Below are 13174 nucleotides of genomic sequence, written 5' to 3' on the forward strand. Positions count from 1 at the left end.
CTACCATAGCCTGAAACATTTTAATAATCTTTAAACACTCGCGAGCGCGTAAAAAAACGAACACCTTCGGGACCTTCTAATGAGAACATGCCACCACGACCTTCCACAACATCGATGATCAGCTGCGTGTGTTGCCAGTATTCGTACTGTTTACGATGCATATAGAATGGACACCCCCCAATATGACCTAAATACACATCGGCATCACCTACGATAAAATCATCTTGTGCATAACACATAGGAGAACTACCATCACAACATCCTCCAGATTGATGAAACAAAAGTGGACCATGCTTTGCATATAAGTTGTCAATTAATTGTAGAGCATCATTCGTCGCAGTAACTTTATCCATATTTAAAACAGTCCTAATTTATCTTCATTGTAACTAACGAGTAAATTTTTCGTTTGTTGATAGTGAGAGAGCATCATTTTATGGTTTTCACGGCCAATTCCTGACATTTTATATCCGCCAAAAGCAGCATGGGCAGGATAAACGTGGTAGCAGTTCGTCCAAACACGCCCAGCTTCAATGTTACGACCGAAACGATAGGCTGTGTTCATATTGCGTGTCCATACACCAGCACCTAAACCGTATAATGTATGATTTGCAATTTCCAAGGCTTCTTCTTCATTGCTAAATGTTGTTACAGAGACAACAGGACCGAAAATCTCTTCCTGGAAGATTCTCATGTTATTTGTACCTTTAAATATAGTCGGCTCAACGTAATAACCATTGCTTAACTCCCCATCTAATACGTTACGCTTGCCACCAATTAAGCACTCCGCTCCTTCTTCCTTACCAATAGCAAGATAGGACATTATTTTTTCCAATTGTTCGTTAGAGGCTTGAGCACCAATCATCGTTTCTGTATCTAGCGGATTTCCTTGTTTAATTTGTTTCACTCGCTCTATAGCACGTTCCATGAATGCGTCATAAATAGATTCATGGATAAGGGCACGTGAAGGGCATGTACACACTTCTCCTTGGTTTAAGGCGAATAAGACGAATCCTTCTATCGCTTTATCTAAAAATGCATCATCTTGATCCATTACATCTGGAAAGAAAATGTTAGGTGATTTTCCTCCTAACTCTAACGTCACAGGGATAATATTTTGCGAAGCATACTGCATAATCATTCTTCCAGTTGTCGTTTCCCCAGTAAAAGCTACTTTTGCAATACGTTCATTGGAGGCAAGTGGTTTCCCTGCTTCTACGCCGAGACCATTGACAACGTTAAGGACACCAGGAGGAAGAATGTCTTGAATAAGCTCTACAACAACCATAATAGAAGCAGGAGTTTGCTCTGCTGGTTTTAACACGACACAATTTCCAGCAGCTAAAGCAGGTGCTAGTTTCCAAGTAGCCATTAAAATAGGGAAGTTCCAAGGGATTATTTGTCCAACAACCCCTAAAGGTTCTTGAAAATGATAGGCTACTGTGTCGTTATCCACTTGGCTAATGGAACCTTCTTCAGCACGAATACAACCTGCAAAGTAGCGGAAATGATCAATAACTAGTGGAATATCTGCAGCAAGCGTTTCCCGTACAGACTTTCCGTTGTCCCACGTTTCTGCAACAGCTAAAGTCTCTAAGTTTTCCTCTAAACGATCGGAAATTTTATTCAGTAATAGGGAACGTTCTGCTGCTGACGTCTTCCCCCAATCATCTTTCGCTTTATGGGCGGCATCTAAGGCTAATTCAATGTCTTCTTTCGATGAGCGAGCGACTTCACAAAAGACTTGTCCACTTACAGGGCTAACATTTTCTAAATATTCTCCTTTAACAGGCTTTACCCATTCTCCACCGATGAAATTATCGTATCTTTGTTTAAACGTTACCTTCGAACCAATTTCTCCTGGATTAGCATAAATCATGTACATTCCTCCTCAATATTGTAACTTGTAACAAACCTCACTTATATTCTAAATTTTCTAACTATTACAAGCAAGAAAAAAGGATGATGAATAAGTATATATTTTTTACAAAAGTACATGTTATAAATGCAAGACTATACTTAGCATAAAAGGAGTATGACAAATGGCTAAACGAAATCAGGCAAAAAACAACAAACCAGAAAAACAGAAAAGAGACGTAGAATTTGCTGAAGAAATGAACCCACAGCAACAAGGACAACAGCGTAACCAACAAAAAGCCAATCGTAATAACAATCAATAAACATAACGAACCTTGTATAGACAACGGCAGTAGGATTACACCTTCTGCCTCAATTGACGAAGCGGAGTAGCGTCAGGAAAGTGTGGTTTTGTAACTATGAAAAAGTCCAATTTCTCACTTTAATAATGGAGAAATTGGACTTTTTTCGTTGCATATCACGATACTACATGCACGAATATGGTTTATCTTGATAAAAGTAATTAGGCGAGTGAATCGTATTATCATATTCTTGGTGAAAGATATGCGTAGTAGCCGGGGATACAGGTGGGTTCAGCCAAACCCAGTCTCCTGTCAATTGTCTTCCGCATTGATGCTCTTGTTGTTCAAACAACTGAAACTGATCGGCAGCAGTATGATGATCAACAATACTAACTCCGACTTTTTTGTAAGAGTGAATCACAGCCGTATTTAACTCGATTAAGGCACGGTCTTTCCAAAGCGAGCTATTTCTCTTTGTATCTAATCCCATTTTCTCCGCAATGACGGGGAGAAGGTTGTACCGAAAGTCATCAGCTAAATTCCGAGCACCAATTTCAGTTTCCATATACCATCCGTTGAAAGGAGCAGCTTTATACTCGATTCCACCAATTTCCAACTTCATGTCAGAAAGGAGAGGAACAGCATACCACTTAAGCTTTAACGCCTCGAACCATGGTAAATTGGGATGCTTTATAGGAACCTCTAAGACGATATCTTGAGGTACTTCAAACCAAACTGGATCGTTCTCTCCAATTTGAATGACCCAAGGGAGAATATCAAAAGGAGTATCATTTCCTTTCCACCCTAATCGTTGACATTCGGTGGTAAAGGAAAGGGAGTCAGGATCACCTATAACTCCTTGTGATGTTTCATATCCTGCGTAACGAATCAATTGATGATTCCAAATTCGAATGGAATCGTCTTTATGTGACGGTTTGAAAATAGATATGGCAGGTCGGATTTTTCCATTATTTGTTGCATAGTTCACGTGATCTACTAGAGCATGATATACTTCATCTGCAGTACATGCAGAACGATAGTCAAAAACGGTTAGGCTATTCCAAAACAAACGTCCAATACATTTGTTGCTGTTTCGCCAGGCCATTTTCGCTCCATGAGTTAATTCTTCCGTCGTATGTTCATAAAAACCCGTTTCCGCAATGGACTTTTTTACTTCTTCTAAGCGAATATTTAATGTATGTTCAGATTTCTTTAATTCACGATAGCAAGTCGTTATAAATTGTTCCGCTTGATGTATCCTATCTCTATTCATTGCTTAACCTCCAATAACCAACGCATGGACTATTGTACCACATTTTGATTCGGCGTATATGACGGTAGCTTTGAATAGAATGTGGCAGCAGTGATAAAAATACGTATTACTAAATAATCAAGTTGGTGAGCTAAATTGACAAAGTATCGATTAGGTTATGTAGCAATGAGTCAACATGTCCATCAATCTTCCCCTTCACAAACCATGACGTGGAAACAATTTGAGCAAATTTCAAACAGAGAAGCGGGCATAAAGAAATTAGAACGTGTCGCCGCGGCCAATCTCCATAACACCCTTCGTATATTGAAACACAATCGTGCGTATAATATTTCCTTTTACCGTATGAGTTCGAAACTAATCCCACTTGCAACCCATAAATCATTGGAGGATTGGAATTATATAGCCCCATTGCAAGAACATTTAGTCAGCATAGGTAATTATGCAAAACAGCACAACATGAGAATTGATTTTCATCCAGATCACTTTGTTGTGTTGAACACGCCTGATAAAGAAAAGTTACTTCAGTCATTACACGTATTGCGCTATCATTATCGGTTATTAAAAGCAATGGGTATCGATCCAGCCCATCGTTGCGTATTACATATTGGCGGATCTTATCAAAATAAGGAGAAATCTTTAGAACGATTTATTCACAATTGGGCTTACGTACCTCCACAAATTCAACAAATGATTATGTTAGAAAATGACGATACGACCTTTCATGTTGAAAACTGCTTGTATATCACAGAAAAATTAGGTATTCCTTTCGTATTTGATCTACATCATCATTTAGCTAATCATACCGACAAAGATTGGCAGCAGTACTGGCCACACATTGTAAACACATGGCGGCATAGTCCTTTACCGATAAAAATGCATCTATCTAGCCCTAGAAGTAATAAACAGTTCCGCAGCCATGCAGATTATATCAACGTGCAAACCTTCATGCAATTCATGATGCAAACGAAAGGCTCAGCAGAACAAATCGACTGTATGATTGAAGCGAAACAAAAAGATGAAGCACTATTTCAGCTGATGCGTGAATTAGCAATGAATAATGCTATTGATAAAGATGATCCATCCAATATTACCTTAAGATAAATTCCTGATTAGTCTTAAATAGATTTGGGTAAAAATTAGGTGGAGGGATATATATGCAGTCTAAACATCATCAATTTAGCAATGAAGACACGAGGCAAAAACCTAGCCGACAATTTTATATTCCGTCACAAATTGTTAGTGAATTCGTTTACAAAGGACGGGACCACTTATCGAAATCATTTAGTTCACAGTTTGTATTAGCTTTTACTGCTGGTGCTTTTATGACTTATGGAGCGGCTTTTTCCATTTTGTTAGTGCTAGGAATCGAGGCAAAAGGTATTTATTATTTATTGTCTGGTCTTGGATTCGCTTCCGCATATGCAATGGTATTTATTTCGGGTTCTGTCTTGTTTACAGAAGTAAATGTGTTATTACCAACCTATATGGTCAATGCCAAAAAGGTATACGTGAAAAATATATTAACATTTTGGTGTTCAGCGTATATCGGCAATATGATCGGAGCCATATTTGTTGCGTTACTCATCAAAATGTCTGGTTCTTTATCACCATCGTTTTATCAAGAGTTATCGATGTATATTGATCATAAGATGAAGTTTATGAACAATGGGTTACAAGGGACTTTTCAAATTATCGTTTCTGGTATTTTAGCTAACTGGCTAATAGGAATGGCAGCTTTTTTAACGACAGCCGCTCGTGATATAACAGGAAAGATATTAGGGACAACCTTACCTGTTATATTATTTGTTGCAGGAAACTTTCAGCACAGTGCGGCGAATATGGGCTACTTCAGCTTAGGCATAGTATCGGACTCTACGTATGCTTGGTATGAAATGCTGTTCTTCAACTTAATTCCAGCTAGTATCGGTAATATTATGGGTGGAGCCATTCTTGTTTCCCTTTTATTTTCTTATGCTTATAAAACAGATATTCAGAAAGCACTTCGTAACTAAACCTTCCCCCTCCGTGATCAAACGGAGGGGGATTTATTGATACCGCTCTAACATGGAGAAGAAATGTTTCACGAATTGATAAAATATTTGAGCGGATGGAGCAAGTTCGCGGTCAGTCGGTGTAATAATGCCAACTGTTCTTCTTACTTGGGGAATTTCAATTGGTTTCTTTACAGTCAGTCTCGGTACTGCATTGTAGAACGTACTCTCTGGCAGTAACGTAACGCCAATACCTGCTGATACTAAGCCTTTCACTGCATCTAAGTCTTCTCCTTGCGATGATATATGGGGGCTAAATCCAGCTTGTTTACATGCATCAATCACAATATCATGGAGTATAAACCCTTCAGGAAAGACGACAAATGCATCTTTTTGCAAGTCACTCAATAAGATGCTGTCCCTGCTTGCTAGCTCGTGTTGAATAGGCAAAAGAGCAGTAATTTGTTCTGTGAATAGAATATCACTGTTTATATTCTCTTCCTGTTTAGGAATAGGCCCAAGAAAAGCAATGTCCATTTCTCGTTCTTTCACCGCATCGATTAAATAAAAATAAGAACCTTGTCGCAATTGAAATCGAACATTTGGATGTTTGTGTTTAAATGATGAGATAACGGTAGGAAGCAAATGACTAGCTAAACTAGTCGGAAACCCAATTGTAATCGTACCACGATCAGGATCTAAATATTCTTCTACTTGCTTCGTTGCATGTTCAATGGCTTTTAACGCCGTTTGTGTATGTGTTTGAAAAATTCTCCCGATGGGTGTTAATTTAATATTTCTTCCTTCTCGAACGAATAACTTTACACCGAGTTCATCTTCTAAATTAGCAATTTGTCTACTTACAGCAGATTGGGCAACATGTAAGTGAACGGCAGCTTCAGAGATGTGTTCTCGTTCAGCTACTTCTATGAAATAATAAAGCTGTCTTAGTTCCATTTGTTCCTCCTCCATTTAAATCATCTCAATATTAGATTGATTGTATCTAAATTATATATTGTTTGAAACGATTTGGGAACGTAAAATAGTAAGTAATTGGTTAGGCGGATTTTTATTTTCAAGAAAAAGGGGAGATCTTACATGAATTATAATCAAATTCCTATACCCCAAGGACTATACCATCCTTCCTTTGAACATGATGCTTGCGGTATTGGTCTTTATGCTTCATTAAAAGGGAATGCAACACATGATATTGTACAACAAGCATTACACATGCTATGTCAATTAGATCACCGCGGCGGTCAAGGGAGCGATTCAAATACAGGGGACGGTTCTGGATTATTAGTCCAAATACCCGATCGCTACTTTCGAAAAGTTTGTTCTGACATCGAATTACCTGAATTAGGGTACTACGGTGTGGGAATGGCATTCTTTTCGAATGATGCACAAAGGATAGAAGAGGAACAACAAATAAATCAATTTATTGAAGAAGAAGGACAACGTGTATTAGGTTGGAGAACTGTACCATTAAATGTCGGAAAAATCGGAAAAAAAGCACAACAAAGTTGTCCGATCATTAGGCAGGTGTTTGTCGCAGCTGATGAGCAATTGAAAGATAATAAAGCATTTGAGCGAAAACTGTATATCATTCGTAAACGAGCAGAATATTGGGGAACAAAAGCAGAAAGACATTTTTACTTTGCGAGTTTTTCTAGTCAAACAATCGTTTATAAAGGGCTATTAACTCCTGACCAAGTAAATGCCTTTTATATAGATGTAATGGATGAAGATTTTGTTTCTGCTTTCGCTTTAGTACATTCCCGCTTTAGCACGAACACTTTTCCAAGTTGGGAAAGGGCCCACCCGAATCGTTATTTAATACACAACGGGGAAATAAATACCCTTCGTGGCAATGTTAATTGGATGAAAGCACGAGAGAAGCAAATGGCTTCTAACGCATTTGGGGAAGATTTACACAAACTGCTGCCTATTCTCGATGAAACAGGTAGTGACTCCTCCGTGCTCGATAACGCGTTAGAATTCTTCATAATGGCAGGGCGCAAACCTGCACACGCAGCAATGATGCTTATTCCAGAACCGTGGTATAAAAATGAGCAGATGAGCGAGGAAAAGAGAGCTTTTTATGAATATCACAGCACATTCATGGAACCGTGGGATGGTCCAACATCTATTACGTTTACCGATGGGCATCAAATCGGGGCGATATTAGATCGTAACGGATTAAGACCTGCTCGTTATTACGTGACGAAAGATGATATGGTCATTTACGCTTCGGAGGTTGGCGTTATTGATGTAGATGAAGAGAACATTTTATATAAAAGCCGATTAGCACCAGGGAAAATGCTATTCATTGATTTAGATGAACAGCGTATTATCTCCGATGATGAAATTAAAGATGAATTGGCTTCTGAACACCCTTATCAACAATGGTTAAATCAACATTTAATACAATTAAAACCATTTCATAATTATGTAGAAGATAGGGTTGACGACGTAGAGCTTAAACAGAGCGCATTCGGATACACTAATGAAGATATTGATAAATACATGATACCTCTTGTGACAGAAGGGAAAGATCCCGTTGGTGCAATGGGGTATGACACACCACTTGCAGTATTATCCGATCAACCTCAATCGCTGTTTTTATATTTCAAACAACTGTTTGCTCAAGTAACGAATCCGCCCATTGATTCTATTCGAGAACAAATGGTCACATCGACTATTACGTACCTCGGTTCGCAAGGAAATATCGTGCAGCCAGATGAAGTGAATAGTAAACAAATTCAACTTGAATCTCCTGTTTTATCTGCAAGTGAAATGCGTGAGATTACACATCAAACGGAGCAACATTTACAAACACAGACACTTTCTACGTTGTTTAGCGACTGTCTTGCCTCTGCTATCGATAATTTATGTGCAGAAGCGGAAAAGGCGTTAGATACGGGAAAAACTATTCTCGTTCTCTCCGATCGAAAGATGAATAAAGACTTTATTGCCATACCACCTTTATTAGCAACCAGCGCCCTACACCAATTTTTAATACAAAAAGGGAAGCGGACAAAAGCGAGCATTATTGTAGAAAGCGGAGAAGTTAGAGAAGTTCATCATTTCGCCGCGTTAATTGGATTTGGTGCAGATGCTATTTATCCGTATTTGGCTTATGAAACGTATCGCCATGCCATTGAAGCTGAACGCTTGGAAATGGACATTCAAGAGGTGCACCAAGCATATCGGGATAATGTTACAACAGGCATTGTAAAGGTAATGTCCAAAATGGGGATCTCAACAGTACAAAGCTATCGTGGCGCCCAAATTTTTGAAGCGGTAGGCATTAGTAAAACGGTAATTGATCGTTATTTCGCCGGGACTGTATCTCAATTAGATGGCATCGATTTGGCTACCATTTCCAAAGAAGCCACATTACGTCACCAAAAGGCTTATAACCAATCAGGGCATTCAACACTAGAATCTGGTAGTGACTTCCAATGGAGAAAAACGGGCGAACATCACGCGTTTAATCCCAAAACGATTCACACATTACAATGGGCGTGTCGTCAAAATGATTATACGTTATTTAAACAATATTCCGAAGCGGCCAATGAAGAACGAATGACTTTCTTGCGTAATTTATTCCAATTCAACAGTGAGATAGCCGTACCTATTGAAGAAGTAGAACCAATTGAATCGATTGTGAAACGATTTAAAACAGGGGCCATGTCCTTTGGCTCCTTAAGTAAAGAAGCGCACGAAACACTGGCTATTGCCATGAACAAACTAGGTGGAAAAAGTAATAGCGGGGAAGGCGGAGAAGAAGCTACTCGATATGAACGTGATGCAAACGGAGACTTACGCCGAAGCGCGATTAAGCAAATTGCATCCGGGCGATTTGGCGTAACGAGTAACTATTTAGTCAATGCGGATGAACTGCAAATTAAAGTCGCTCAAGGTGCCAAACCTGGTGAAGGTGGGCAACTGCCAGGCAAGAAAGTGTACCCTTGGGTCGCAAATGTACGTGGATCAACTACTGGTGTAGGACTCATATCCCCACCTCCTCACCACGACATCTATTCAATTGAAGATTTAGCGCAACTCATTCATGACCTGAAAAACGCCAATAAAGAAGCGAGAATTAGTGTTAAATTAGTGTCTAAATCAGGTATAGGTACTATTGCCTCTGGAGTAGCAAAAGGGGCAGCCGATGTCATTGTGGTGAGTGGCTATGATGGTGGCACAGGAGCATCCCCAAAAACAAGTATTAAACACACTGGTTTACCATGGGAACTCGGTTTAGCAGAAGCGCATCAAACATTAATGTTAAATAACTTGCGAGAGCGTGTCGTGCTAGAGACAGACGGCAAACTAATGACAGGTCGTGATGTGGCGATGGCAGCATTATTAGGAGCAGAAGAGTTTGGCTTTGCTACTGCGCCACTTGTAGTTCTAGGGTGCGTAATGATGCGAGTTTGTCATAAAGATACTTGCCCAGTAGGAATTGCAACCCAAAATCCTGAGCTTCGTAAAAAATTCACAGGGGAAGCGGATTATATCGTAAACTTCATGCGTTTTGTTGCAGAAGAATTGCGAGAAATTATGGCAACGTTAGGGTTTCGCACCGTCAAAGAAATGGTTGGCCGCACGGATATACTACAAATAAATGAGAAAGCAAAAAAGCATTGGAAAGCTAGTAGTCTAGATTTAACTCGACTATTATATCAACCTGAAGGACAGCGCACGCATCAAGTACCACAAGATCATAAAATTAATCAATCTCTTGATATGACAACAATTTTGCCAGCTGTCCAGTCCGCTATCGATACGAAATCAAAGACGACAATGTCATTATCCATTCGAAATATTCACCGTGTTGTAGGAACAATTACAGGAAGTGAAATATCAAAACGTTACGGAGAAGAAGGACTACCAGAAGATACGATCCGTTTACAGTTTAACGGTTCAGCTGGTCAAAGCTTTGGTGCTTTTATTCCACAAGGATTAACGTTGCAACTAACGGGTGACGGGAATGATTACGTTGGAAAAGGACTATCCGGAGGAAAAATTATTGTGGCGAAACCGAGTCATAGCCCGAATGCCACAGATGATGTCATTATTGGAAACGTCGCTTTTTACGGGGCATCGAAAGGAGAAGCATATATTAACGGAGTAGCAGGTGAACGATTTGCTGTGCGAAATAGTGGCGCCAATCTTGTAGTCGAAGGAATCGGAAACCACGGGTGTGAATACATGACAGGCGGTCGTGTCGTCATCCTTGGAGAAATAGGAGCGAACTTCGCTGCTGGAATGTCTGGCGGAGTAGCCTATGTATATAGCGAGAATAAAGACGCATTTATTGAATGTTGTAATACAGAAATGATTTCCATTGAAAGTCCAGAAACTCAAACAGAATTGGCCGAAATAAAGACAATGATTCAAAAACACTATGATTATACCAATAGTTTAAAAGCTCTTTACATTTTAGAAAATTGGCCGCTAGCCACTCGTTCATTTATCAAAATTATCCCGAAAGACTACAAGCATATGCTTGAGCAAATGGAAGCACACCGAAATCAAGGTGCTTCAAAAGATGAAGCGGCGATGAAGGCATTTAAGGGAGAAAAAGTTGAACAACAACCAACACAAGAAATGATGGCAGAATAGGAAAGGAGAAACAATATGGGAAAACCAACAGGATTCATGGAAATAGTGCGTGCGGAACCATTGGAACGTTCCTCACATAACCGAGTAAAAGACTGGAATGAATATACTGCTCCTTTCTCCAATGAAACACTAGCTAAACAAGGAGCAAGATGTATGGATTGTGCCATTCCGTTTTGCCATAGCGGTATGGAAATTAAAGGAGTGGCTTCTGGCTGCCCCATTCACAACCTGATCCCAGAATGGAATGACCTTGTTTACCGTGGCAAGTGGAAGGAAGCGCTAGAAAGACTGCAATTAACGAACAACTTTCCTGAATTTACAGGCCGCGTTTGCCCAGCGCCATGTGAAGGAGCGTGTACGGTAGCGATATCAGACTCGGCTGTTTCCATTAAAAATATTGAACGTACTATTATTGATAAAGGGTTTGCAAATGGCTGGATTCAACCTCGCATCCCAAAACAACGAACAGGAAAGACGATTGCCATCATCGGATCAGGTCCAGCAGGTCTAGCAAGTGCCGATCAACTCAATCAAGCGGGGCATCATGTGACGATATATGAACGCGCCCCGCAGCCAGGTGGATTACTCATGTATGGCATTCCGAACATGAAGTTAGAAAAAGACATCGTGCAACGTCGCATAAACTTGTTGAAACAAGAAGGTATCCACTTTATTACGAATACAGAAGTCGGCAAAGATGTTCGTACGGAATATTTACGCTCCCATTTTGATGCGGTTATTTTGTGCACTGGAGCCCAAAAGCAACGAGATGTACGAATGGAAGGAAGACAATCGAATGGGATTCATTTTGCCATGGATTACTTAACGGCAGCAACGAAAAAATTAGTTAATGACTCGATTACCGAGAAAGAATACATTGATGTGAAAAATAAAGATGTCATCGTCATTGGTGGTGGTGATACAGGTGCAGACTGCGTCGCAACAGCATTACGTCAAAACTGCCGCAGCGTTGTACAGTTCGGGAAACACCCGAAGCTACCAAATACACGATCGGCAGACAATATGTGGCCAGAGGTTCCAAACATTTTCACACTCGATTATGCGTATAAAGAAGCCGCTGAGACGAAAGGAGAAGATCCTCGTCAATATTCGATTAAAACAACGAAATTTGTATCTGATGCTAGTGGAAATCTGAAAGAACTGCACACGGTTGAAACAGAAAAAGTATCCGGTGACAACGGAAAATACGTTTACAAAGAAATACCAGGCACAGAGAAAGCATGGCCAGCAGAACACGTCTTTATTGCGATTGGTTTCGAAGGGCCTGAACAGTCTTTATTAAAGCAATTCGGTGTACAAACAACGGAACGTGGAACAGCGAAAGCAACGTATGGAGAATATAAGACAAATGTAGAAGGCGTTTTTGCTGCTGGAGACGCGCGTAGAGGCCAAAGTCTTATCGTATGGGCAATAAATGAAGGCAGAGAAGTCGCTAGAGAAGTAGATCATTATTTAATGGGCGTTACTGCTTTAACCTAAAAAAGGAAGTCGATACAGACTTCCTTTTTTTGCGTTATGTATTTTGAATGACTTTATATAGCAAAGAACGAAACTGCATACGATCTTCTTTTCCCATTGGTTTAGGGCCTTTCGTACGTTTACCAGCTTTACGTGCTTGAGCACTCACATAGCGATTCTGAAGCAAGCCATCAATATTCTCATGAGTGAATAGAAATCCTTTATGATGCAGCACTTGACACCCTTTACTTAATGCCAAAGCTGCCAGGCCATAATCTTGCGTCACTATAATGTCTCCCGCAACAGCTAACTGCATAATTCTAAAATCAGCCGCATCAGAACCAGTATCCACGTACACTGTACGTACGCCTGAAGGAGCATCCTCATTAGAATAATGAGAAATACTTTTAACGAGTGTAACGGGAATTTCAAAATGATTACCCGCCTCGATAATAATTTCCTTCACAGGACATGCGTCGGCATCTACATAAATATTCATATGTCACCTCGTTTCTTTATCTACATCGATTAGTTTGCGTTGATTTTATCTTAGTTTCTCCTTTTCTAAATATAAGTTAAAAAGATACATGTGACAAGCGAAGGAGCTGATGTGCTTCGTGAATAGCTTAAATCCCTCAAAG

Annotated in this window: 10 protein-coding genes; 5 read left to right on the plus strand and 5 right to left on the minus strand. The window is 39.9% G+C overall.

Annotated elements, in window-relative coordinates:
* Positions 1 to 20 precede the first annotated feature (20 nt).
* Positions 21 to 353 carry a DUF779 domain-containing protein gene (locus N784_RS05795; RefSeq protein ID WP_036833251.1) on the minus strand — a complete coding sequence of 111 codons (333 nt, stop codon included), beginning with the start codon at positions 351 to 353 and terminating at the stop codon, positions 21 to 23.
* Positions 354 to 355: 2 nt separating this feature from the next.
* Complete coding sequence (adh, locus tag N784_RS05800) at positions 356 to 1876, minus strand: aldehyde dehydrogenase (protein ID WP_036833252.1); 1521 nt, start codon at positions 1874 to 1876, stop codon at positions 356 to 358.
* Positions 1877 to 2039: 163 nt separating this feature from the next.
* Between adh and N784_RS16570 the strand changes: the two genes are divergently transcribed.
* Entirely contained in the window at positions 2040 to 2177 is a 138-nt protein-coding gene (locus N784_RS16570; protein ID WP_156965187.1) for a hypothetical protein, read from the plus strand.
* A gap of 163 nt (positions 2178 to 2340) precedes the next feature.
* Here N784_RS16570 and N784_RS05805 read toward each other — a convergent pair whose 3' ends face one another.
* The gene (locus tag N784_RS05805; protein ID WP_036833254.1) at positions 2341 to 3429 is read right to left on the minus strand and encodes a nitric oxide synthase oxygenase; all 1089 of its coding nucleotides are present in this window, start codon (positions 3427 to 3429) and stop codon (positions 2341 to 2343) included.
* A gap of 135 nt (positions 3430 to 3564) precedes the next feature.
* Between N784_RS05805 and uvsE the strand changes: the two genes are divergently transcribed.
* Together uvsE and N784_RS05815 are read left to right on the plus strand one after the other, a co-directional pair.
* Positions 3565 to 4530, plus strand: coding sequence for a UV DNA damage repair endonuclease UvsE (uvsE, locus tag N784_RS05810; protein WP_084600148.1), 966 nt, complete (start codon positions 3565 to 3567; stop codon positions 4528 to 4530).
* 53 nt (positions 4531 to 4583) lie between these two features.
* Complete coding sequence (locus tag N784_RS05815; protein WP_036833255.1) at positions 4584 to 5441, plus strand: formate/nitrite transporter family protein; 858 nt, start codon at positions 4584 to 4586, stop codon at positions 5439 to 5441.
* Positions 5442 to 5474: 33 nt separating this feature from the next.
* Here N784_RS05815 and N784_RS05820 read toward each other — a convergent pair whose 3' ends face one another.
* Positions 5475 to 6377 carry a LysR family transcriptional regulator gene (locus tag N784_RS05820; RefSeq protein WP_036833256.1) on the minus strand — a complete coding sequence of 301 codons (903 nt, stop codon included), beginning with the start codon at positions 6375 to 6377 and terminating at the stop codon, positions 5475 to 5477.
* 141 nt (positions 6378 to 6518) lie between these two features.
* Here N784_RS05820 and gltB point away from each other — a divergent pair, with 141 nt between their 5' ends.
* Together gltB and N784_RS05830 are read left to right on the plus strand one after the other, a co-directional pair.
* The gene (gltB, locus tag N784_RS05825) at positions 6519 to 11054 is read left to right on the plus strand and encodes a glutamate synthase large subunit (RefSeq protein ID WP_036833257.1); all 4536 of its coding nucleotides are present in this window, start codon (positions 6519 to 6521) and stop codon (positions 11052 to 11054) included.
* A 15-nt stretch (positions 11055 to 11069) separates the two neighbouring features.
* Entirely contained in the window at positions 11070 to 12554 is a 1485-nt protein-coding gene (locus N784_RS05830) for a glutamate synthase subunit beta (protein WP_036833258.1), read from the plus strand.
* A gap of 34 nt (positions 12555 to 12588) precedes the next feature.
* Here the strand turns inward: N784_RS05830 and N784_RS05835 are convergent, their stop codons facing one another.
* Positions 12589 to 13032: a YaiI/YqxD family protein gene (locus tag N784_RS05835; protein ID WP_036833260.1), complete on the minus strand. Its 444-nt coding sequence runs from the start codon at positions 13030 to 13032 to the stop codon at positions 12589 to 12591.
* Between the last annotated feature and the right edge of the window lie 142 nt (positions 13033 to 13174).

It is taken from the genome of Pontibacillus litoralis JSM 072002, assembly GCF_000775615.1.
Classification (GTDB): Bacteria; Bacillota; Bacilli; order Bacillales; family BH030062; genus Pontibacillus; species Pontibacillus litoralis.

What these genes read in the sequence shown, in the direction of transcription:
- adh (WP_036833252.1), bottom strand. Translation starts at nt 1,876, where the DNA reads ATGATTTATGCTAATCCAGGAGAAATTGGTTCGAAGGTAACGTTTAAA.
- N784_RS05830 (WP_036833258.1), top strand. Translation starts at nt 11,070, where the DNA reads ATGGGAAAACCAACAGGATTCATGGAAATAGTGCGTGCGGAACCATTG.
- N784_RS05805 (WP_036833254.1), bottom strand. Translation starts at nt 3,429, where the DNA reads ATGAATAGAGATAGGATACATCAAGCGGAACAATTTATAACGACTTGC.
- N784_RS05815 (WP_036833255.1), top strand. Translation starts at nt 4,584, where the DNA reads ATGCAGTCTAAACATCATCAATTTAGCAATGAAGACACGAGGCAAAAA.
- N784_RS05820 (WP_036833256.1), bottom strand. Translation starts at nt 6,377, where the DNA reads ATGGAACTAAGACAGCTTTATTATTTCATAGAAGTAGCTGAACGAGAA.
- N784_RS05835 (WP_036833260.1), bottom strand. Translation starts at nt 13,032, where the DNA reads ATGAATATTTATGTAGATGCCGACGCATGTCCTGTGAAGGAAATTATT.
- N784_RS16570 (WP_156965187.1), top strand. Translation starts at nt 2,040, where the DNA reads ATGGCTAAACGAAATCAGGCAAAAAACAACAAACCAGAAAAACAGAAA.
- N784_RS05795 (WP_036833251.1), bottom strand. Translation starts at nt 353, where the DNA reads ATGGATAAAGTTACTGCGACGAATGATGCTCTACAATTAATTGACAAC.
- gltB (WP_036833257.1), top strand. Translation starts at nt 6,519, where the DNA reads ATGAATTATAATCAAATTCCTATACCCCAAGGACTATACCATCCTTCC.